General features: G+C 67.3%; 15 protein-coding genes. 6 read left to right on the top strand and 9 right to left on the bottom strand.

Annotation, left to right across the window (positions count from 1 at the left end; all coding sequences use genetic code 11):
* Nucleotides 1–112 precede the first annotated feature (112 nt).
* The 5 genes from QT386_RS15325 (at nt 113) to QT386_RS15305 (ending at nt 6,622) form a co-directional block, all read left to right on the top strand.
* Nucleotides 113–745, top strand: coding sequence for a TetR family transcriptional regulator (locus tag QT386_RS15325; protein ID WP_289274629.1), 633 nt, complete (start codon nt 113–115; stop codon nt 743–745).
* Between the two features lie 49 nt (nt 746–794).
* A complete protein-coding gene (locus QT386_RS15320; RefSeq protein WP_289274628.1) occupies nt 795–1,136 on the top strand; it encodes a hypothetical protein in 342 nt (113 codons plus the stop codon).
* 30 nt (nt 1,137–1,166) lie between these two features.
* Nucleotides 1,167–1,841: a response regulator transcription factor gene (locus tag QT386_RS15315; RefSeq protein WP_289274627.1), complete on the top strand. Its 675-nt coding sequence runs from the start codon at nt 1,167–1,169 to the stop codon at nt 1,839–1,841.
* 3 nt (nt 1,842–1,844) lie between these two features.
* Nucleotides 1,845–3,620, top strand: coding sequence for an ATP-binding protein (locus tag QT386_RS15310; RefSeq protein WP_289274626.1), 1,776 nt, complete (start codon nt 1,845–1,847; stop codon nt 3,618–3,620).
* Nucleotides 3,621–3,751: 131 nt separating this feature from the next.
* Nucleotides 3,752–6,622 (top strand): Ig-like domain-containing protein, encoded by a 2,871-nt coding sequence (locus QT386_RS15305; RefSeq protein ID WP_289274625.1) that lies wholly within the window; start codon nt 3,752–3,754, stop codon nt 6,620–6,622.
* Nucleotides 6,623–6,646: 24 nt separating this feature from the next.
* Here QT386_RS15305 and QT386_RS15300 read toward each other — a convergent pair whose 3' ends face one another.
* Nucleotides 6,647–7,681 carry a DUF5924 family protein gene (locus QT386_RS15300; RefSeq protein ID WP_289274624.1) on the bottom strand — a complete coding sequence of 345 codons (1,035 nt, stop codon included), beginning with the start codon at nt 7,679–7,681 and terminating at the stop codon, nt 6,647–6,649.
* Nucleotides 7,682–7,772: 91 nt separating this feature from the next.
* Here QT386_RS15300 and QT386_RS15295 point away from each other — a divergent pair, with 91 nt between their 5' ends.
* Entirely contained in the window at nt 7,773–8,513 is a 741-nt protein-coding gene (locus QT386_RS15295) for a queuosine precursor transporter (protein ID WP_289274623.1), read from the top strand.
* 147 nt (nt 8,514–8,660) lie between these two features.
* Here the strand turns inward: QT386_RS15295 and QT386_RS15290 are convergent, their stop codons facing one another.
* The 8 genes from QT386_RS15290 to QT386_RS15255 all read right to left on the bottom strand — a co-directional run bounded on the left by QT386_RS15290 (nt 8,661) and on the right by QT386_RS15255 (nt 21,627).
* Nucleotides 8,661–9,281, bottom strand: a complete 621-nt coding sequence (locus tag QT386_RS15290) for a hemerythrin domain-containing protein (protein WP_289274622.1) — start codon at nt 9,279–9,281, stop codon at nt 8,661–8,663.
* 266 nt (nt 9,282–9,547) lie between these two features.
* On the bottom strand, nt 9,548–10,105 hold the full coding sequence (locus QT386_RS15285; protein WP_289274621.1) for a helix-turn-helix transcriptional regulator: 558 nt from the start codon (nt 10,103–10,105) through the stop codon (nt 9,548–9,550).
* 90 nt (nt 10,106–10,195) lie between these two features.
* Nucleotides 10,196–11,764: an MFS transporter gene (locus QT386_RS15280; RefSeq protein ID WP_289274620.1), complete on the bottom strand. Its 1,569-nt coding sequence runs from the start codon at nt 11,762–11,764 to the stop codon at nt 10,196–10,198.
* Nucleotides 11,765–11,772: 8 nt separating this feature from the next.
* A complete protein-coding gene (locus QT386_RS15275) occupies nt 11,773–13,341 on the bottom strand; it encodes an MFS transporter (RefSeq protein WP_289274619.1) in 1,569 nt (522 codons plus the stop codon).
* Nucleotides 13,342–13,349: 8 nt separating this feature from the next.
* Nucleotides 13,350–15,425, bottom strand: a complete 2,076-nt coding sequence (locus tag QT386_RS15270) for a M13 family metallopeptidase (RefSeq protein ID WP_289274618.1) — start codon at nt 15,423–15,425, stop codon at nt 13,350–13,352.
* A 37-nt stretch (nt 15,426–15,462) separates the two neighbouring features.
* A complete protein-coding gene (gene ald, locus QT386_RS15265) occupies nt 15,463–16,608 on the bottom strand; it encodes an alanine dehydrogenase (protein ID WP_289274617.1) in 1,146 nt (381 codons plus the stop codon).
* A gap of 3 nt (nt 16,609–16,611) precedes the next feature.
* Nucleotides 16,612–17,916, bottom strand: a complete 1,305-nt coding sequence (locus tag QT386_RS15260) for an aspartate aminotransferase family protein (protein WP_289274616.1) — start codon at nt 17,914–17,916, stop codon at nt 16,612–16,614.
* A gap of 96 nt (nt 17,917–18,012) precedes the next feature.
* On the bottom strand, nt 18,013–21,627 hold the full coding sequence (locus tag QT386_RS15255) for a M1 family aminopeptidase (RefSeq protein WP_289274615.1): 3,615 nt from the start codon (nt 21,625–21,627) through the stop codon (nt 18,013–18,015).
* Nucleotide 21,628: the final 1 nt, after the last annotated feature.

The following is a 21,628-nucleotide window of genomic DNA, read 5'->3' as shown; positions in this document are numbered from 1 at the left end:
AATGAATGTAAAATGATCGTGCCTGCCCGTTGTGCGTTGCAACAGGAACAGGGCCGCCTGCCAGCCGGGGGTGAGGCCCCTGTGGCGGATTGCTTGTGAGGATCAGAGGTCGATGGCCAAGCGCAGTAAGGAAGATGCACTGGAAACCCGCGAAAGCATCCTGGATGCCGCGGTCCAGGTCTTTCACGCCCGCGGGGTGTCCCGCCCCTCGCTGTCCGACGTGGCCGAACTGGCCGGCGTGACCCGCGGCGCGGTCTACGGCCACTTCAAGAACAAGAGCGACCTGTTCGACGCCCTCTGTGAGCGCGTCCGGCTGCCCACCGAGGTGGTCTGCGAAGGCCGCCAGATGATCTCCGAGGACGACCCCCTGGGCGAGCTGCGCATCACCTGGTTGGTGGTGCTCTACAACGCCGTGGGCGACTGGCAGCTGATTCTGGACATCATCTTCCACCGCTGCGAGATCGTGGAGGACAACGGCCGTATCCGCGAGCGCCTGCTGGTGGGCCACGCCGAGGCCGCCGAGCAGATCTCCGGCCTGCTGACCCGGGCCGTGGCCCAGGGCCAGTTGTCCCCGCGGCTCGACATCCCGCTGGCCGCGGTCATGGCCCACGGCACCCTCGCCGGCCTGCTCAGCAACTGGCTGCTGGCCCCGCAGTCCTTCGACCTGGCCGCCCACATGGAGCGCTGCGTCGACGTGGTGATCGAAACCCTGCGCCACAACAAGGCCCTGCAGAAGCCGGACTGAAAGCAGCGCAACGTTGCAGCGCGGCGCGGCTCGCGGCAGCATCCGCGCCATGGAACCCAACCAAGCCCTCGAACTCCTCCGCGCGCTCGCCGCCGGCACCGACCCCGCCACCGGCGAGGTCTTCCCTCCCGACAGTCCCTACCAGCAGCCGGACGTGCTCGGCGCGCTGGCGCTGGCCGTGAATGCGCTGCAGCAGGCCGCCAACGCCGCCCGCAAGAACCAGAAGCTGCCCTCCGCCACCGGCAAGCCCTGGACGGCCGAGGAAGACCAGGCCCTGGTCGCCGCCTTCGAATCCGGCAGCACCCCCAAGCAGCTCGCCGCCGCGCACGACCGCACCAATGGGGCGGTCCGCTCGCGGCTGATGAAGCTGGGCAAGCTGGACGTGCGCTAAAGCTCTCGCGCCCTCCCGCATCGGCACGACATGAGCGGCAAGCGCCGCGTACTGGTGGTAGAGGACGACGCCGACACGCGCGAGCGGCTGTCGCGAGCGGTCGCGGCTGATCCGGACCTGGAGCTCTGTGGGCAGGCCGGTAGCTGTGCCGAGGCGCGCCTGGCCTTTGCCGCACAGCAACCACAGGTGGTGTTGATCGACCTCGGCCTGCCCGACGGCCACGGCGCCGCGCTGATCCGTGAGCTGTCGGGTCAGGATTCCAGTGTGCTGTTCATGGTTATCACCGTGTTCGGCGACGAGGCCCATGTGATCGAGGCCATTGCCGCCGGTGCCAGCTCCTACCTGCTGAAGGACGCCAGCGCGCCGCAGGTGGCGCGTGCCATCCGCGAGATGCTGGCCGGCGGCTCGCCGATCAGCCCCGGCGTGGCGCGCTACCTGCTGCAGCGCCTGCAGGCTCCGGCCGCTCCGAAGGCACAGGAGCCCGACCCGGCCACGCGGCTGTCGGCCCGCGAGAGCGACGTGCTCAACCTGGTGGCCAAGGGCTATGCCTACGCCGAGATCGGCGCGGCGCTGGATATCTCGGTCAACACCGTCGGCTCGCATGTGAAACAGATCTACCGCAAGCTCGCCGTGCGCTCGCGCGGCGAGGCCGTGTTCGAGGCGATCCAGCGCGGGCTGATCGGTGATCTGTCCGGCAGGCCCTAGGACATGAAGCGCCGGCTGCTCTCGCTGTTTGCACTCACCGCCGGCGTCATCCTGGTGATGAAGGCCATCGCCCTCTGGCATGCGCAGGGGCCGGACGCGGATGACGGCCAGCGAATCGATTGGCGAATCCTGCCGCAGGACGAGGCCCAGCATTACCAGGCCGACGTCCGCCTGCCGCCGCTGGCGGAAACCTGGGCGCTGTACCTGGAAAGCTACAGCGGCGAAGCGCTGGTGCTGTTCAACGACATCCCGCTGCGCAGCGGGCGCATCGCCAGCCCCGCTCCGGCAGTCGGTGGCGCGCAGCCGCTGCTGTTGCCGCTGCCGGCAGGACTGCTGAAGGCGGGCGATAACCGCATCGAGATCCGCCTGCACGGCCGGCCTGCGGATAGCGGCTTCGTCGGCGAGGCCTGGCTGGGCCCGGAACAGCAGCTGGCGCCGCGCCATGCGCAGCGCCAGTTCCTCAAGCACACCGCATTGGTCGCGCTGATCGTCTGCGCCTTCGTGCTGGCCTGCGTCAGCCTCGCGCTGTGGCTACGCCGCCGGCAGGAGCGCATCTATGCCTGGGATGCGGCGGCCTGCTTCACCGGCGCCGCCTACAGCGCGCTACCGCTGGCCACGCTCGCCTTGCCATCGCAGGCCGTCGATGCGGCGATGATGGTGCTGTACCTGTGGTTCGTGGTCTCCGCCGCCTGGTTGGGGCTGTGCCTGTCGGGGCGCGACCAGCCCCGGACCCGGCGCATCATCGGCATTGCATCCTGGGGCGGCTCCGCGCTGATCCTGCTCGCCGCGCTGGTCCTGGGTGCCTCGGGCTTCCGCCGGGCGCTGCCATTGGTCTACATGGCGATCATCGGGCTCGGCACCTACACAACGCTGACCGTGTTCTGGCGCCAATACCTCGCGCGCGGGGACGCCACATCCACCTGGATGCTGGGCGCGGTGATGTGCATCTGCATGGCCTCGCTGCACGACGGCGCCCTGCTGCTGGGCCTGATCGGCCCCGGCGACGGGTTCTGGTTGGCCTATGCCGCGCCGCCGCCGATGATCGTCTTCACCGCGATCCTGCTGCGACACTTCGTGCAGGCGCTGTCGGAGTCGGAGTCGCTGAACCGCGAGCTGGAGCAGCGCGTGGCCGCGCGCGAGGCCCGCATCGCCGAGGACTATCGCGCCCTGCAGCGCGCAGACCGCGAGCGCGCCGTCAGCACGGAACGCGAGCGCCTGTTCGGCGACCTGCACGACGGACTCGGCGGTACGCTGATGGCCACGCTCTCGCGCCTGTCCAACGATGGCGCGGCCGACAGCGCTGCGGCGCGCGGCGTGCAGTCCGCGCTGGACGACCTGCGGCTGGCACTGACCTCGCTGCATCCCGAGGAGCGCTCGCTGCGCGCGGCACTGGCACCACTGCGCGAGCGGCTCACCGCGGCCGGCGAGGATGCCGGCCTGGAGGTGCGCTTCGAGCTGCGCGGTCTGGCGGATTCGCTGGAGTTGCCGCATGCCCAGACGCTGCAGTTGCTGCGCATCCTGCAGGAGGCCGGCATGAACGCGGTGCGCCACGCGCAGGCGCGCCGGCTGAGCTTGAGCCTTGCGGTGGCCGACGGCCTGCTGGAAGCGCAGGTAGACGACGACGGCATCGGCCTGCCCGCGAACGCGGAGCGCCCCGGCCACTACGGCCTGGCCAACCTGCGCCGCCGCGCCGCACAGCTCGGCGGCCACATCGAGTGGCAGCCGCTGCAGCCGGGCACACGCGTGCTCCTGCGTTTTGCACTGGACGGCGCGGCCTGAGACCTGGCGCACGCAGTCACCAGTTCATGTGATATCTGCCCTCGCGAGGGCTGGCTATAACGACCGCCAGCCCTCCGTGACGCAGCGTTCCTGCGACCCGGCCGGGTACCCCCGCATGCCGCGAGATCGCCATGAGCTTCCTTACGCCGTCCCCGTCCCGCCCTGCCTCCGGGCTCCGTTGCCTGGTCGTGCTGGCCGCCGCCGTGCTGCTCGGCGCCTGCGGATCGGGGGGCGGCGGCACTGCCGCGCCGGCCGCCGCAACACCGGCGCGGGTGGAGATCGTGCAGACCGGCCTGCTGTTCAGCGAGCGTGGCCAGACGCGCCAACTCGAGGCCCGCGTATTCGACGCCGACGGCACCCGCCTGGATACGCCGGTGACCTGGAGTTCCAGCGATCCTTCCGACATCAGTGTCGGCGGCAGCGGCCTGGCCCGCGCCGAGAGCCGCAGCGGCTCCACCCAGATCGTCGCCGCCGCAGGCGACATCCGCTCGCTGCCGCTGCTGGCGGTGGTCACCACGGTGGCCGCGGGCGCCGTGCTGGTGGATGACTCACAGGTGCGACGCGGCGTGGTCGAAACCGATCCCGCGGCGGCACCAAGCCTCGACAACACCTACTCCGTGGTGCTGTCCGGCATCGAGCCGCCGGCCGCCGGCACGGCAGTGATCGGCACCGGCTCGCAGCCAATCGCCGGGCGCGTGGTCTCCACGCGCGCCGTCGAAGGCGGCACCGAGGTGACGCTGCGGCTGGCGCCGCTGCGCGAGCTGTTCCCAGGCCTGGAAATCCAGCAGCGTTTCGACCTGTCGAAAGCCGAGGTCATCGTCCCAGCCGGTGTCTCCGAGTCCTACACGGTGGAGCGCGAGGGCGACACCTACCGCTTCACGCCGCGCAGCTCGGTCGCCCGCTCCGCCACCAAGGCCCTGGGCCCGCCGGCCGGCACCCGCGCGCTGTTCGACAAGGGCTGCGAGACCAGCCTCAACGGTGCCGGCTTCGGCGACGGCACCGCGCCGCCCTTCGTGTTCAACTCGCTGCCGGTGCTGAGCTTCACGCTGTCGCCGGCACTGGACCTGCTCTATACCGAGGCCCGCGGCCTGGAACGCCTGTTGCTTACGGGCGAGCCCACCTTCCGCTTCGACGCTACCGTCCGCGCCACGCTGGCCTTCGAGGGCAAGGTGGAGTGCAAGGCGGAGCTGCTGCTGTTCCGCGTGCCCGTGGGCGGCGCGCTGTCGGCGGTGGTCAGTATCCTGGTACCGGTGGGCGTCGGCTTCGAGGTTGCCGGCAAGATCACGGTGGCGGACGTCCAGCTCGGCCTGAACAGCACCGTCAGCAACAACCTGGAGATCGGCCTGCGCTGCAACGGCGATTGCGAGTTCGTCGCCGAGACCAGCAACTTCCGCTCCATGCACACGCCGAAGGTGAGCCTGCCGGGCGTCGAGGATTTCCGCGTGGCGCCGGAGTTCTCCGCCTTCGGCTACGCCGAGGCCGTGATCGGGAACCCCTTCCTGAACTCGCTGCGCTTCGAGGCCTTCGAGCTCAAGGCCGGGCCGAAGTTGGAGGGCAAATTCGCCCCCGTGGCCACGCAGGTCGCCGCCACCGACTTCAAGTCCAGCTACAAGCTGTCACTGGGCGTCGCCGCCGGTTTCGGCGACGACATCGAGGCGGTGCTGAACATCCTCGGCATCGTCGAGGTGGGCGGCGAGGTGCTGGAACTGACCACGGACCTGGGCACCTCGCCCACTGGCGTGCTGACCGTGGACCGCGACCGCTTCGTCACTGGCGAGACCTCGCGCTTCCAGCTCAAGCTGGATGCCGCTACCGCCGAGTTCCTGAGCATCTACAACGTCAAGGAGATCGTGCTGATCCGCAACTCCGGCGGGCAGCGCGAGGTGGCACGCGCCACCGCGTCCAGCGGGCAGACCACGTTCGACTTCAGCTTCGTCTCGCCCAACGCCGGCCAGACCAACGAGTTCACCGCCTTCGTCGTGACGACTCTGCTGCCGTTCGACCTGCTGTCACTGGAGCTGGACACCGCGCGCGCCAGCAATGCTCTGCCGGTGGCGGTGGACGACCAGCTCAGCGTGCCCGAGGGCAGCAGCGGCGACAACGCCGCCGTGCTGGCCAACGACAGCGATGCCGACGGCGACACCCTGCGCGTCAGCGCCGTCACCCAGCCGGCCAACGGCCAGGCCCGCATTACGGCGGACGAGCGGCAGGTGAGCTATCGCCCGCGCGTAGGCTTCATCGGCACGGATCGCTTCGAGTACACGGTGGTGGATGGCAAGGGCGGCAGCGCCAGCGCGACGGTCACGGTGGAGGTGCAGCCGCGCGCGGCCTCGGTGGCTCGCCTGGATGTGGTCAGCAACCGGACCGCGGCTGGCGCCACGGCCTGCGCCACCACGCCGGATCCCGAATGCATATTCCGGGGCTCCTCGCGACAGGACGAGCGGGTGAACTCGCGCGACACCGGTTTCAACAGCAACCTGCAGACCGACGCCAGCGCGCAGCAGTCCGCCGGCGAGGCCCAGGGCAGCGCCAGCGGCGGCGCGCGCGTGTTGCTGGACCGCTCCGACGGTACCGCACAGGGGATGGTGCTGCGCTGCAATGGCAGCGGGAGCTTCGGCGCGGGGCGTGAAGACACGGCCCGGCACGTCGGCGAAGCCAGCGCCCGCAGCACCGCCAGCGTGGATTTCACGATCGAGGGCGAGGCCGGCATGGCCTATACGCTGGCCGTGTCCGGCGTGACCGCGGAGGCCCCCGGCCTGCCGGTGCTGGCCGGCTCCACCGTCAGCATCCAGTTCGGCGGCCCGGCACGCAGCCTGTTCGAATTCGTGCGTTCCAGCCTCGGGGGAGAGGAACGCGGCCCCCGCAGTGGCCGCCTCGGGCCAGGCAAACACGTTCTGTCGATGATCTGCGGCAGCAGCGGGCGCGACGGCCCCGACAGCGGTTACGCCGGCGGCGGCAGTTTCAGCCATGCGCTACAGGTGGAGCTGCGGCTCAGCCCCTGACCCGTCGGCAGGATGCGCCTCCGGTCACTTCACCCGGAAGCGCATCTCGCCGATCAGCTGGCCGCCGTCGGTGATGACCTGCACCTTCCAGTCGCCGCGGCTGTCCGCCGGGAAGCCGGTCTTACGCGTCCAGGCGCGATAGCCCTGATCGCGCCCGCCCTCGATGTGCAGCGGGATGCGGTCCACTTCCTTGCCCTCGTGCGTCCAGCGGTGGAACACCTGCTCGCGCAGGCCGCGTGGTGCGCGGATGGCGCTGTAGGCGTAGAGACCACGCGCGCTGAGATCGGCCGAGCTAATCTCGCGCAGGTTGGTGCCGGGAGTCCGCGCCGCCTCGTCCACCTGCTGGCTGATCACGCCCTGGTTGATCCACAAGGTCACCGGCGGCACCCATGGGCCGTAGAGCCAGGCCAGCACGCCCAGTCCGGCCGCACCGGCGAAGGATGCGAACCAGTGACGCAGCTTACGCTGCTGCGCGAGCTGGGCCAGGCTGGGGACCGCCAGCACCGCCACCGCCAGCGCCGCCCAGGCCAGCGTCTCGGTGGTGGTCAGGTGCACGAAGGTCGGCAGCAGGATCAGCGTGGCTACGTAGACCGACAGCGCGTGGTAGGCCAGGAACATCGCCGGGCGCCCGGTCATCTGCCGGTGGTAGACCGGGTCCCAGCAGGACGCCAGCGCCGCCAGGCCCACCGCCACCGTGAACAGCGCCTGCGCCGAAGCCCAGGTGGTGGTGTGCAGCAGGAAGGGCAGGGAGAAGAAGAAGGTTTCCTGGTGGATGCCCTGGGTGACGAAGCGCAGCAGCCAGGGCGAGGCACTGGCCCATTGCGGCCGCAGCCGGCCCAGCCACTGACCCAGCGTGCCCTCCGCCAGGATCATCAGCCAGCCCACCACCAGGAAGCCGGCCAGCCACAGGCCCATGACCTCCTGGCGGTTGATCAGGAAGAAGCTGCCCACACCCAGGGCGAAGTTCGCCGGAGCCCACCAGCGCCGGCAGCGCCACAGCCAGCGCTCCAGCCAGGGGGCGGTCGGCAACGGGGCGGCAGATGGGGAGGCGTCGGTCATCGGCGGAGTGTAGCGGGCAACGGCGCCGCGCCTTCTGGGGTCTCATAGCATCCCGGTGTAAGCTGAACCCTGACTGACTCAAGGGACGACGATGAACACGCAGGCCGCGCCGGGACAGGGCTTCAAGTACTACGACTTCCTGCTCGGCGGCATGGTAGCGGTGCTGCTGTGCTCCAACCTGATCGGCCCCGGCAAGGTCTGCACGGTGACGCTGCCCTACTTCGGCGAGTTCGCCTTTGGCGCCGGCAACCTGTTCTTCCCCATCGGCTACATCTTCGGCGACGTGCTCACCGAGGTCTATGGCTACGCCCGCGCGCGCCGCGCCATCTGGGCCGGTTTCGGTGCCATGCTGTTCGCCACGCTGATGGCCGCCATCGTCGTCGGCATGACACCGAGCCCTAACGAGCCCTGGAACGCCACCTTGCAGCCGGCGCTGGAAGTGGTCTTCGGCAATACCTGGCGCATCGTCTGCGCGAGCATGCTGGCCTACTGGGCCGGTGACTTCGTCAACTCCTACGTCATGGCACGCATGAAGGTCATGACTGGCGGCCGCCACCTGTGGATGCGCACCATCGGCAGCACTTTCTGCGGTCAGGGCGTGGACTCCCTGATCTTCTACCCGCTGGCGTTCTACGGCGTCTGGACCAACGACGCCCTGCTGGCGGTCATCGGTTTCAACTTCGTGTTCAAGCTCGGCGTGGAGGTGGCGATGACGCCGTTGACCTACTTCGTCGTCAACCGGCTGAAGAAGGCCGAGGGCGTGGATACCTTCGACACCAACACAGACTTCACGCCGTTCTCGCTCAGGGATGAGGGCGTGAACAAGCGCTGAAGGACGTCAGGGATTGACCCTCTCCGGGTACCGCAGCGGATGGCGATCCGGTAGGCACGCTACCCTCTATCCAAAAAGGGACCCGCTTTCGCGGGTCCTTGAGTCCATCGTCATCGGCGAGGTGATGGAGCCAGCGCTCCCCCGCGGTTAATGGTGTAGAGCGCTAGGCGACAGGCGATCGCCCAGGGACTTCAGCAGGCCCTTGCCGCCGATGGCGACCCCGCTGTCCATGGTCTCCATGAGCTCGGTCTTGCGCTGAGCCAACTGCGCTCCCAGAGCCTTGACGTCCAGGCGCTTGCGCGCCAGCGGGAAGATGTCGCGATGCTCCTCTTTCACATGGTGGCGGATGTACTCGCCCAGTACCTTCACCTTGGCGTCGAACAGTTCATCGCCCGGCGAGCCGGCCTCCAGTTCGGAGATCAGCTGCTTGGCGCTGTTGTGCTCCACCGAGGCCTCGTCCAGCAGGTCGCCGGCATCGTCCCTCTGCGTGGCAGCGGAGCGGAGCGCAGGATAGAAGATCTCCTCTTCGATCTGCGTGTGCACCTTCAGCTCCTGGCAGATGGTCTGAACCAGCTTTTCCTTTTGGGGGGCTCTTGCCTTCTCATACTGCTTGAACAGGGCATCGACCTTGGCATGGTCGCTCTTCAGAAGCTGGATGGCGTCCATGGGCGCGCGACGGTGGGATATGGCGCGAACGGGGCGGCGGGTGGATGAGGCGGCGCGGCGGGTCGAGCGTGGCTTGGACGAGGTCTTGGTTTTCGCGGTCATGTGTATGCTCCTTAAGTCTTCCTTGACGGACACCGCGTCTCCGCGATGCAGGCCCGAAGCTCCAGGCCGTGATGACGGAATAGCCGTTGCCGGCCCTGTCCACATGCACTCTGCAATGACGCTTGAGCCATTTCTCTTTCATTGCAGGGAGAGCCGACCCCTTGCAAGGCTGGGCTCCGCGCCTGGACAGGTTGACCGCAAGATGCGTGCCTTGTTGTCGGACGCATAGGGCTCGCAGGAGGTGCGCGGCGCGTAACCCGCTCCTCTTAACTGATCAGCAGCGACAACTGCACGCGGTTGCGTACGCCCAGCTTCCGGAACGCGCTGTTCAGCTGGTACTCCACGGTGCGCGTGGAGCGGCACAGCCGCTCGGCGATCTGGTCGTTGCGCAGGCCCTTGACCACCAGGCGCGCCACACGCTGCTCGGATCGGGACAGCTTCTGCAGCGCGGCCAGGGCCTGAGCCGACAGCGGCTCGGGCCCGTCCTGCAGCTGATCGCTCAGGATGCGCAGCACGAATCCTCCCGGCGTGGGTTCCAGGTTTGCGCTCAGGCCGGACAGCGCCGGATGCTGTAGTTGCGTCGGTCCCTTGCCATCCTTCAGGACCGGAAACAGCGCCGCCGGCAGGCTCATGGATTCCTGTCCGTGGGCCAGCGTGCGATTCCAGCGCTTGAACTGCAGCTCTCCCTGGGCGCTCTGGTAGAGCAACGCCCCACGGTGGTCGAAGAACACCAGGGCCTCCGGCGAGTTCCACAGGTAGCCCTGCAGGATCGTCTTGATGTTGCACTCGAACGCCGCGGGTCCATGGCCCCGCAGATTGGCCACTGCGGATGAGCTACCTAGTTGCAACGGACACACTCCTGGGGCCGGGTAACGCGCATCCCGCGGCAACGGCTCCTCTGGTTGGCAAGCATCTCAGGCATCCTGCCTCACGAAAGTCTGTTCCCTGATCCGCATCGCTACGAACACCCACAACACCGCGGCCCCCAGCATCAGGTAGCTGAAGAACAGGAAGAACTCCGGCCCGACCAGCCGATAGGTCGAGACCCGCGCCAAGGGTCTGAGTTGACCCGCCGCGGTCACCGGCTGGCGCGCGACGACGTCGAGCAGCGGCGCTTGGCCGTTGTGGATGGCGCCGACGATGTAGGTACCACCCAGGGGCCGGCTCTTGCCGGTGGGCAGTTGCTGCGTGATGCCGGTGTCGCCGCTGAAGTCGATCTTCTGGCCCGGCACGAAGCCACCATCTGCCGGCAGAACCAGCGTGGTCTGCTGGCCTGCGCGAACCTGCACGCCCCGCACCGGCTCCACCATGCTGTGCGAGACCGCGGCGGTGATCAGGTTGCCGGTGCTGATCGACAGCAGGTAGAGCGCCATGACGAAACTCTTCATGCGCAGCGGGGCCTGGCGGTAGCTGTACTCCAGCGCCGTGATCGATACCAGCACCTCGCCTGCGGTGAGGATCGCGTAAGCCAGTATCTGCCACCACACGCTGGTGACGATGCCCTGCTGGATACGGCCCTCGATCCAGGCGACGACCATGTAGGAGGCGGCGGCGAACAGCAGGCCCACGCCGATCTTGCGCGGGGCTGTCACCTCGACGTACCGGCCCAGCCGCGGATAGACCACGTAGGTGAACAGTGGCACCAGCAGCAGGATGAACAGCGCGTTGACGAAGGAGATCTGGCCGGGCAGCAGCGTGATGCCCAGGCCCAGTTCCTTGTCCATCAGCACCGACTGCGCCTGCAGCGCCCAGGTAACACCGATGGACTGGTCCAGCAGCGACCAGAAGATCGCGGTGAAGCAATAGACCACCGCCAAGCGCCCGACCAGTCGCGCGCCTTCCGCGCTGAACACGTCGCGCAGCCATTGCCGGCCCGCGGGTGGCAACACGACGAAGCGGGCACGCCCCAGCCACAGCCGCAGCGTGGCCGCGGCCATGACGATGGCGGGAATTCCGAAGGCCCAGCGCGGGCCGCTGTGTGCGAGTAGCCAGGGGCAGAGCAGCATCGAGAGCAACGCGCCTGCGTTGGCGGTGAGATACAACCACGAGAATGCGCGCCCGATGAGATGCTGGTTTCTGTCGGCGAACTGGTCTCCCATGTTGGTGGAGACGCAGGGCTTGATGCCGCCGGTGCCGAAGGCGATCAGGAACAGGCCGATGGCCAGGCCCTGCGTGCCGCTCGACAGCGCCAGCACCGCACAGCCCGCGACGTAGGCCACCGAGAACCCGAGGATGGTGCGGAACTTGCCCCACAGTACGTCGGACAGCACCGCACCCAGCAGCGGGAGCAAGAAGGCGCCGGACTTGAACAGTGCCTGCCAGGTGGTAGCCTGGGCCTCGCCCACTTGCAGGAACTGCACCATGTACACCGCCAGGATCGCGTTGATCCCGTTGTTGCAGAAGCGCTCCCCGAACTCGCTGCTGATGATGTAGGGGACACCAGCCGGCATGCGGCCGCCACCGGCGGCCGTGGCAGTACTCATGTGGGGCCTCAGGCGTCCTGGCGCACGAACGTCTGCTCCTTCACGCGCGTCGCCACGAAGATCCACAGAATGCCGGTGCCTAGCATGAGGTAGCAGAAGAACATGAAGAACTGCGGGCCTACCAGCTTGTAGGTCGACACACTGGAGCCGGCCTTGAAGTCACCGCTGGCCGCCACGGGCTGGCGGTTCACCACGTCCAGCAGCAGCGCCTGCCCCTCCCGGATTTCGCCGACGATGTAGGTGCCGCCCAGCGGCGCGGCCTTGCCGCCGGCTTGCTGCACCGTCACGCCGTTGTCGCCACGGAAGTCGATCTTCTGGCCGGGCACGAACTTCGATCCGGCCGGCAGCGTCAGCACGGTCTGCGCTCCGGTTCGGACCTCCACACCCTGCAGCGGCTCGACCATGTTGCTGGCGACACCGGCGGTCAGTAGGTTGCCGACGCTCAGCGACAGCAGGTACAGCGCCATGATGAAGCTCTTGATGCGCAGCGGCGCCTGCTTGTAGCTGTACTCCAGCGCCGTGACCGACACCAGCACCTCGCCCGAGGTCAGGATGGCGTAGGCCAGGATCTGCCACCACATGCTCGTGACGATTCCGTTCTGGATGCGGTTCTCGATCCAGGCGATCAGCACGAAGGACAGCGCGCCCACGAAGAAGCCGATGCCGATCTTGCGCAGCGGCGTCACCGTCCAGACCTTGCCCAGCCAGGGATAGATCACGTAGGAGAACAGCGGCACCAGCAGCAGGATGAACAGCGGGTTGAAGAACTGGATTTGCGCCGGCAGCAGCTCGATGCCGAACCCCAGGTGCTTGTCCATCAGCGAGGACTGGGCCTGCAAGGTCCAGGTCGTGCCATTGGCCTGCTCGAACAGCGACCAGAACACGGCCAGGAACAGGTAGATGATGCCCAGGCGGCCGATCAGCTGCGCGCCCTCGGCGCTGAACACCTCGCGCAGCCACTGCCGGCCGGCCGGCGGCACAACGGCGAACCGGTCGCGGCCCAGCCAGAACACCAGCGTGGCCAGTGCCATGGCGACGGCGGGAATGCCAAAGGCCCAGCGCGGCCCGCTGGTCTGCAGCAGCCAGGGGCAGAGCAGGATCGAGATCAGCGCGCCCGCGTTGATCGAAAGATAGAACCAGGAGAAGGCACGCTCGATCAGGTGCTGGTTCCGCGAGGTGAACTGGTCGCCCACGTCGGTGGAGACGCACGGCTTGATGCCGCCGGTGCCGAACGCGATCAGGAACAGGCCGATGGCCAGACCGGTGGTATCGCTAGTCAGCGCCAGCACTGCGCAGCCGATCGAGTAGGCGATGGAGAAGGTGATGATGGTTCGGAACTTGCCCCAGAACACGTCCGAGACGATGGCGCCGACCAGTGGGAAGAAGTACGCACCGGACTTGAACAGCGACTGCCAGGTAGTGGCCTGTGCCTCGCCCACGTGCAGGAACTGCACCATGTAGATCGACAGGATCGCGTTGATCCCGTAGAAGCAGAAGCGTTCCGCGAATTCGTTGCTGATGATGTAGGGAATGCCGGCCGGCATGCGGCTGTCGCGGTTGGCAGGGGCGGTACTCATGTCATTCCTCACCAGATCTTCACGCGCTTATCAGGCGCCAGGTACATCTTGTCCTGCGCCGTCACGCCGAAGGCCGGGTAGAACTCCGGCACGTTGACCACGGTGCCGTTGACGCGGTACTCAGACGGCGAGTGCGCGTCGGTCTTCAGGCGCTTCAATAGTTCCTGCTCGCGGTACTTGCGGGCCCAGGCCTGCGCCCAGCCCAAGAAGAAGCGCTGGTCGCCGGTGAAGCCGTCGATCGTCGCCGGCTCCTTGCCCTTCAACGAGAGTCGGTAGGCCTGGTAGGCGATCGACAAGCCGCCGAGGTCGCCGATGTTCTCACCGACCGTCAGCGCGCCGCTCACGCAGTGGCCTTCCAGCGGGCAATAGCCGTCGTACTGTGCGATCAGAGCCTTGGCGCGTGCGTCGAAGGCCCGGCGATCCTTCTCCGTCCACCAGGACTTGAGGTTGCCGTCGCCGTCGTACTTGGAGCCCTGGTCGTCGAAGCCATGGCCGATCTCATGGCCGATCACCGCGCCGATGCCGCCGTAGTTCAGGGCATCGTCGGCCGCCATGTCGAAGAACGGCGGCTGCAGGAAGGCCGCGGGGAACACGATCTCGTTGAGGCTGGCGTTGTAGTAGGCGTTGTAGGTTTGCGGCGTCAGCAGCCACTCGTCCCGGTCGATCGGCGCGCCCAGCTTGGCGCGCTCGCGCTCGAACTCCACTTCGGTGGAACGCACCAGGTTGCCGTAGAGATCGTCCGGCGCGATCGACAGCGCCGAGTAGTCCTTCCAGCGGTTGGGGTAACCGATCTTCAGCGTGAAGCGCGACAGCTTGGCCAGCGCTTTCTCCTTGGTCTCGGCACTCATCCAGTCCAGGTCCTTGATGCTCTGCTCGTAGGCCCGGGTGAGATGGCCGACCATGACCGTCAGCCGCTGCTTGGCTTCGGGCGGGAAGTGCCGCTCCACGTACCTCTGGCCCAGCACCTCGCCCAGCGCCTGCTCACTGGCCTGCACGGCTCGCTTCCAGCGCGGGCGGTTCTCCTGCGTGCCGGCCAGCGTCTGGCCGTAGAAGGCGAAACTCTCGTCGACGAAGGCCTTGCCCAGCAGCGGCGCCGCGTTGCCCAGCAAGCGGAATTTCAGGTACTGGCGCCAGGTCGCCAGCTTTTCTCGCTGCATCAGCCGCGCCAGCTCCCTGAAGTAGCTGGGCTGGCGCACGATCAGGCCCGGCGACTTCCCGGCGCCCACCTCGTCGAGGTAGGCCTGCCAGTCGAAGTCCGCCGTGATGCCTCTGAGTGCCTTGAATGCGTAATTGTTGTAGGTCTTCTCGTCATCGCGGTCTTCCACGCGCGTCCACTGGATCCGCGCGATGCGGGTCTCCAGCGCCAGGATGTTGCGCGCCGCCTGCGCGGCGTCGGGCATCTGCGCCAGGCGTAGCATCTTCTCGACGTGCGCGAGGTACTGGGCCCGCAGGTCCTTGAACTTGGGATCGTCCGACAGGTAGTAGTCGCGGTCCGGCATGCCCAGGCCGGAGGGCGTGCCGAAGTACGGCGCCGCCTGGCCGATGGAGGCGATGTACTGCGTCGCCTGCTTGGGGTCCTGGCCGATGGCGTAGAACACCGGCGAGGGCACGCCGATCCGCGCGAAGCGGGCGAACACACGGGCCAGTTCGCGCTTGTGGGCGATGGCATCCACCGCCGCGAACTCCGCCTGCAGCGGCTTCAGGCCCAGCGCCTCGATCCGGGCCTCGTCCATGTAGCTGGCATACAGGTCGCCCAGCTTCTGCTCATCCGATCCGGGCGCCTTGCCGGCCTTGGCTGCCGTCTCCTCGATGATGGCGCGCAGTTGGCCTTCCACGATGTCGACCTGGCGCAGGTACTTGGCATAGTTGGAGCGATCCGCCGGAATGTCCGTGGTCGCCAGCCAGCGGCCGTTGGTGTAGCGGTAGAGATCGTCCTGCGGGCGCACCTGGTCATCGATGGCCGCCATGTCGATACCCGATAGCGGTTTCGAGAGCGATCCGGCCGGGCCCGCCGGCTGCGATCCGGTGCCAGCGCAGCCGGCGAGCAGGCCGAGGCAGACAGCCCCCAGGAAAATCATGTTCATCGTGGATGTCCTTGGGTCCCTAGGGCCGTCGCCGGATTCAGTGCGTGCCGAGCCGCGTCGCCGGCACCGCACCGAGCACGTCGTTCACCGGGCAGTAGTCGTAGGCGAGCGCATCCGCCACGGCCTTGTAGGTGACCTTGCCGAGATGGATGTTGAGGCCTTCGCGCAGGTTGCTGTCGGCCAGCGCCGCTGCCCGGTAGCCCTTGTCGGCCAGGGCAATGACATAGGGCAGGGTGGCGTTGGTCAGCGCGAAGGTGGAGGTCCGCGCCACACCGCCCGGCATGTTCGCCACGCAGTAATGCACGATGCCGTCCACGGTGTAGGTCGGCTGCTGGTGCGTGGTCGGCTTGGAGGTCTCGAAACAGCCGCCCTGGTCGATGGCCACGTCCACGATCACCGCGCCCGGCTTCATGGTCTTGAGCATCTTGCGCGTCACCAGCTTGGGCGCGGTGGCGCCCGGCACCAGCACGGCGCCGATCACCAGGTCGGCCTTGGTCACGCAGGCTTCCAGCGCGTCGGCGGTGGAGTACAGCGTCTTCAGGCGTCCGTCGAAGCTGCTGTCCAGCCAGTTCAGTCGGGCGATGGAGCGGTCCAGGATGGTCACGTCGGCGCCCATGCCCACGGCGATGCGCGCGGCGTTGTAGCCCACCACGCCGCCACCGATGATCAGCACGTCGGCCGGCGCCACGCCGGGCACGCCGCCCAGCAGCACGCCGTTGCCGCCCTGCGCCTTCTCGATGGCATGCGCGCCGGCCTGGATCGACATGCGCCCCGCCACTTCGCTCATGGGCGCCAGCAGCGGCAGGCCGCCGCGGCCATCGGTCACCGTCTCGTAGGCGATCGCGATGCAGCCGGAATCCACCAACGCCCGCGTCTGCGCCGGATCCGGCGCCAGGTGCAGGTAGGTGAACAGCACCTGGCCCTCGCGCAGCATGGCGCACTCGCCCGGCTGCGGTTCCTTGACCTTCACGATCATCTCGGCGCGGCGGAATACCTCGCCGGCGGTGGCCACCAGCTCGGCGCCCGCGTTGCGGTAGGCCTCGTCGGGGATGCCGATGCCCAGGCCCGCCCCCGCCTCGATCATCACCTGGTGGCCGCGGCTGGTGAGCTCGCGCACGCCGGCGGGCGTCAGGCCCACGCGGTACTCGTGATTCTTGATTTCCTTGGGCGTGCCGATGAGCATGGTTCAGGCCGCCTTGCGCAGGGTCGCTGCCTTGATGGCGTCGCGCAGGATCGACAGGCCCAGGTCGATCTCGTCGTCCGAGATCGTCAGCGGCGGAGCGATGCGGAACACGCCGCCCATACCGCGCAGGTTGACGATGTTCATCGACAGGCCCAGCTCCATGGCGCGGTCGGTGATCAGCGAGCCCAGCTCCGGCGCCGCCGCCTTGGAGTCCTTGTCGCGCACGATCTCCATGCCCAGCATCAGGCCGCGGCCGCGCACGTCGCCCACGCAGTCGAACTCGGCCATGATCGCTTCCAGGCCCGCCTTGAGGCGGTCACCCGCCACGCGGGCGCGCTCGGCCAGCTTGTCGCGCGCCAGCGCCTTGAGCACGGCCAAGCCGACGGCGGCCGGCAGCGGGTCGGAGACATGGGTGGTGTAGAACAGGAAGCCGCGCTCGTGGCACAGCGCCTCGGTCGCCTCGGAGGCCAGCACCGCCGCCAGCGGCAGTCCGGCGCCCAGGGTCTTGGACAAGGTCAGGATGTCCGGCACCACGCCGTCGCGCTCGAAGGCGAAGGTGCTGCCGGTGCGGCCCATGCCGGTCTGGGCTTCGTCTAGCACCAGCATCATGCCGCGCTCGCGGCACTTGGCCTGCAGCGCCGCGAGATAACCCTCGGGCAGCTCCAGGATGCCACCGGAGCTCAGGATGGGCTCGGCGATGAAGGCGGCCAGCGCGCCGGTGGACTGGCGGTCGACCAGCTCGAAGCCGTAGTCCAGCTCGGCCTGCCAGTCATGCTTGCCGCTCTTCAGGAAGGTCGGGCGATAGGCGTTGGGCGCCATGATCGCCATGCCGCCGACGCTCATCGGGCCATAGCCCTTGCGGCCCGCGGAGTAGGTGCTGGCCGCCGCGCCGCCGGTCATGCCGTGCCAGGACTGGCCGAAGCCGACCACCTCGTAGCCGCGGGTGGCCATGCGCGCCATCTTCAGCGCGGCCTCGTTGGACTCCGCGCCGGTGCTCAGCAGCATCACGCGGTCCAGGCCCGGCGGTGCCAGGGCGGCCAGGGCCTCGGACAGTTCCACCACCGGCTCCGACATCATGCTGCTGTGGATGTGCGCCAGCTTGCCCACCCAGTGGCTCACCGTCTCGGTGATCTCCGGATGGCTGTGGCCGAGGATCGCGCTCATCTGGCCCGAGGTGAAGTCGAGCACGCGGCGCCCGGAGGCGTCATAGAGGAACGAGCCCTCGCCCCGGACCGGGACGAAGTCGGCGAAGGTGCCGCCGTAGCGGAACACGGATTTGGCGGCTCGGGCGAGCAGAGGATTGGTCATGGCTGGGTTCTTCGTTGTTCTTTCGATGAAGCTTGTCTGTTGAGCCGCGGGCAGCGGCTAGGCTGCCCGCGGGTTGTCTGTTGATGCGGACGGCGGTTAGCGGGCAGTCAGGGCCAGGACGTTGTCGTCCGAGTTGCCGTCGACGTACTTGTTGTAGGGATCCACGCCGACGTACTTGGGCTCCTTGTCGACGACCACGGTGACCGTCTGGCGGCCGCTGCGCAGACGTTCCGGCCGCATGCTCAGCACGCTGTCGGTGGTGAAGTCGTGCTTTCCGGGCTCGGCCGTGAACACGCCGATGTCGAACACCTCATCTAGCGGGGCCTCATGCTCGTTGCCCTTCTCATCGGCATAGCGCTTGCTGGCGTCCAGGACGAGATCCACGCTCCAGCGACCATCGGTCAGGCGGCTACTGCGAGCCTCGACGACGCGGACGTCGTACATCGTGATCTTCTCGAACAGGTCGGTGATCAGCTGCTGGTGCTCGGGGCCAGCCTCTGCGCGGAGCCGCTTGATCAGGTCAAGCGAGGTCGGATAAGGCGTCTTGTACGCATAGTCGTGGACCATCGAGCGCAGCGCGCGATTGACCGCGTCCTCGCCCATCCGGTCCTTGAGCAGGTACATGACCATTCCGCCCTTGAGGTAGCGGATGTGTGCCTGCTCCTCGACCTCCCGCAGCGGTACCTCCCCGATCGTGTCGGTGCCGCGCGCACGCAGGTAGGCGTCGAGCGAGTACTTGAGGAAGCGGCGGATCTCGTTCTTGCCGTACATGCGCTCCATCACCATGAGCGCCGAGTATTGGGCCAGTGTTTCCGTCAACACTGTCTGGCCCTGCATGTCCGCACCGATCACCTGGTGCGCCCACCACTGGTGTCCGATCTCGTGGGCGGTCACGTAGGTCAGGCCGTCATGCCGGTCCGGGCGCGGGGGGGCCAGCAGGAAGCCGGCAGCCTCCGAGTAGGCCACGGTTCCCGGGTAGGCCTGGGCGAAGTTGCGGTAGGCCGGGAACTCCACGATGCGGAGCTCGCCGAACTGATACGGGCTGAAGTGCTTGGTGTAGTAGTCGAGCGACTCCCTCATCACCGTCAGCATCTTCTCGACGTTGTAGGCATGCGGCGGGTGGTAGTACACCTCCAGGGACACGTCGTTCCACTGCTCCTGGCGTAGCTCGTAGCGGGCCGAAAGGACGGTGAAAAAATGATGGATCGGGCTCGTGGTCTTGAAGCGCGTGATGCGCCGCTCTCCCTCGACCCGCGAGTCCACTCGGGAGCCAGGGGCCACCACGGTCTGGTCCTTGGGAGCGGAGATCGTCAGCTCGGCGTTGACCCAGTCGCTATCCGGCCGGAAGTAGCTGTTGCGACGATCGCCATGCTCATCCAGCTTCGGCGGACGCAGTTCGTCCGGCAGGCCATGCTTGCGTCGGTCGGTCCGGTCCTGCAACGCGTAGATGTTGTGCACGCCGAATACCGGCGTGATCTCCCAGTTGTTCAGGAAGCTGCCGTTCTCGACGATGCGGTTCTCGTTGTTGTTGTTACGGAATCCGATCTGCTCACGCACCGCCTCGAACCGCACCATCGCCGTCTGTCCCGGCTGCAGCGGCATGTCGAAGCGGTAGATCCGGAAGTGCAGGTCCGGGATCTCCTTGACCATGCGCGCACCTTCCAGCTCGAAGGACTTGAGCTTCAGGTCGGCGACGGCGTCCGTACCCAGCCAGGTCCCCTTCTCGAGCTGGCGAGCCCAGAACACCGGCACGTCGCTGATCGGCTTGTCGCTCTTGTTCTGCACGACATAGCTGCCGCGGATGACCGCCCTGGGCACCTCGGTGAACAGATCGATGTCCAGCTTCACATCCGTGATGCGCGGAGGCGTGAGGGCCTTGTACTTGAAGAGTTGCCGCTCGAACTCTGCCGACCAGTTGGAGCTGTCGATACCCGTGCGCCACGCGTTAAGAACATGCGTGTTGTAGTGCACGAACCCGCCGGTGCCCAGCATGGCTAGCACAGCGACGGCCAGGACCCAGCCAGGCGCTCCGCGCAACTGCGAAGGCAGGCGCTTGAGCCGCTGCTTGAGGGGCGAGGACGAGCCACGCCGCCACAAGGCGTAGGACAGCACCACTAACAGCAGCGCCACGGCCGTCCAGTACGCGCGGAACCAGGCCGCGTACTTTGCGTACTCACCCTGTCCGTTCATATCGGTGAGCGGCACGGGCGAGGTGCTGGCATACTGGTACAGGTGATTTTCCCAGCCAAGCTTGGGGAAGGCGATCTGGGCGGCGACGATCAGCACCGTGACCAGCAGGCCGCCGTACTTGTTCGGCACCAGCAGCTGGATGAACACCACCAGCACCGCATACTGCACCATGGTGATCAGCCAGGGCAGCAGGTACCACACCAGGTACTTGGAGAGCTCGAGCTGGTAATGCCCCTTGAGCAGCTGGACGGCGATCGCAGTGAACGCACTGATCGTGACCATGGCGACGAGCACGAGCGCGATGGCGATGATCTTCGGCAGCACAAACACCCAGTCGGGAGCAGGCGTTGCATCGATGATCTGCTCGATACGGCGCTCGCGGTCGCGCCAAACCAGTTCGCCGGCGTAATAGGCGGCGATGATCAGAGCAATCATCGGAAACTCTGCGATCAGCGCATTGATCATGATGCGCGTCACAGGCAGGGTGTTGATGCCGAAGTTGTCGCCGGCATACCACAGGCCGATGATGGAGTTGGAGATCGCCATCGCGAGCAGGATCACGAAGGATGGATTGCGCACCACGCTCAGTACGTCGAAGCGGGTCAGGGCTGCCAGTGCCGACCAGCCGAGCGAACGCGAAGCCGGCCCCTGCAACGAGGGCGGCGAGGCCCGTGCGACCTCCGGAGCCGTCGGCTCCGCGGCGACCTTCGCCGGCTTGCCCTGCCCGCTGGCCTCGCGCAGGAAGCTGCGCCAGGTCCAGGCCAGTGCCGCCAGTGCGATGGAGAGCCACAGCGCGCGGTTCACCAGCATCGAGCCCGAGAACGGCGCGAGCTGGGAGTTGCGCTCGCTAGGTGTCCAGTACTCGGTGGCGAGCTTGAAGGCCGCAAGGCCGAACGGATCGAACAATGCGGCCCATTCCTTGACCCCGGCCTGGTTGATGTATTGCGAAGACAGCAGATAAGCCATGACCGCCACCAGCGCCGCGACATACGGTGCCAGCATCGAACGCGTCGTCGTGGCTACGGCAAAGAGGCAGGCTCCCAGGATGAACAGGGTGGGCAGGCACAGCATGAAGTACGCGTGCACGTAGGCACCGAGATTGAACGGCCCCACCGTCGCCGGATCGAGGCTCGGTAGCGCCGACGCGGCTATCGCGCCCAGGGGCACGCTCAGGAAAACCAGTGCGCTGGCACCAAAGGCGCCCAGGAACCGTCCGAACAGGTAATCGAACGGCGTCAGGCCGGTCACCCGGATGATCTGGCCGAAGCGGGTCTCGTCATCGCGCAGGATCACGTTGGAGACGAACGAGGTGACGATGAAGATTCCGAACAGCGCCATGATCATGCTGTTCAGGGCGATCGTGTACGGCGAGTTGCGGAAGACATATCCGCCCCAGCCGACTCGCAGGCTGTCAGAGGCGACGAACCAGAAGGTCAGCGCAAAGAAGATCAGACTGGTGATCCAGAAGATCGCCGAGGTCGCTTGGTACCGCAGCTCGAATCGAGCAACGTGGCTTAGCATG

The sequence above is a fragment of the Solimonas sp. SE-A11 genome (assembly GCF_030345715.1).
In the GTDB taxonomy this organism is placed as follows: domain Bacteria; phylum Pseudomonadota; class Gammaproteobacteria; order Nevskiales; family Nevskiaceae; genus Solimonas_A.
The sequence above is the reverse complement of the archived record's forward strand: the minus strand, read 5'-3'. Positions and strand labels throughout refer to the sequence as shown.

Excerpts from the sequence above, each read along its gene's own strand:
- QT386_RS15325 (WP_289274629.1), top strand. The coding sequence starts at position 113 with ATGGCCAAGCGCAGTAAGGAAGATGCACTGGAAACCCGCGAAAGCATC.
- QT386_RS15320 (WP_289274628.1), top strand. The coding sequence starts at position 795 with ATGGAACCCAACCAAGCCCTCGAACTCCTCCGCGCGCTCGCCGCCGGC.
- QT386_RS15315 (WP_289274627.1), top strand. The coding sequence starts at position 1,167 with ATGAGCGGCAAGCGCCGCGTACTGGTGGTAGAGGACGACGCCGACACG.
- QT386_RS15310 (WP_289274626.1), top strand. The coding sequence starts at position 1,845 with ATGAAGCGCCGGCTGCTCTCGCTGTTTGCACTCACCGCCGGCGTCATC.
- QT386_RS15305 (WP_289274625.1), top strand. The coding sequence starts at position 3,752 with ATGAGCTTCCTTACGCCGTCCCCGTCCCGCCCTGCCTCCGGGCTCCGT.
- QT386_RS15300 (WP_289274624.1), bottom strand. The coding sequence starts at position 7,681 with ATGACCGACGCCTCCCCATCTGCCGCCCCGTTGCCGACCGCCCCCTGG.
- QT386_RS15295 (WP_289274623.1), top strand. The coding sequence starts at position 7,773 with ATGAACACGCAGGCCGCGCCGGGACAGGGCTTCAAGTACTACGACTTC.
- QT386_RS15290 (WP_289274622.1), bottom strand. The coding sequence starts at position 9,281 with ATGACCGCGAAAACCAAGACCTCGTCCAAGCCACGCTCGACCCGCCGC.
- QT386_RS15280 (WP_289274620.1), bottom strand. The coding sequence starts at position 11,764 with ATGAGTACTGCCACGGCCGCCGGTGGCGGCCGCATGCCGGCTGGTGTC.
- QT386_RS15275 (WP_289274619.1), bottom strand. The coding sequence starts at position 13,341 with ATGAGTACCGCCCCTGCCAACCGCGACAGCCGCATGCCGGCCGGCATT.
- QT386_RS15270 (WP_289274618.1), bottom strand. The coding sequence starts at position 15,425 with ATGAACATGATTTTCCTGGGGGCTGTCTGCCTCGGCCTGCTCGCCGGC.
- ald (WP_289274617.1), bottom strand. The coding sequence starts at position 16,608 with ATGCTCATCGGCACGCCCAAGGAAATCAAGAATCACGAGTACCGCGTG.
- QT386_RS15260 (WP_289274616.1), bottom strand. The coding sequence starts at position 17,916 with ATGACCAATCCTCTGCTCGCCCGAGCCGCCAAATCCGTGTTCCGCTAC.
- QT386_RS15255 (WP_289274615.1), bottom strand. The coding sequence starts at position 21,627 with ATGCTAAGCCACGTTGCTCGATTCGAGCTGCGGTACCAAGCGACCTCG.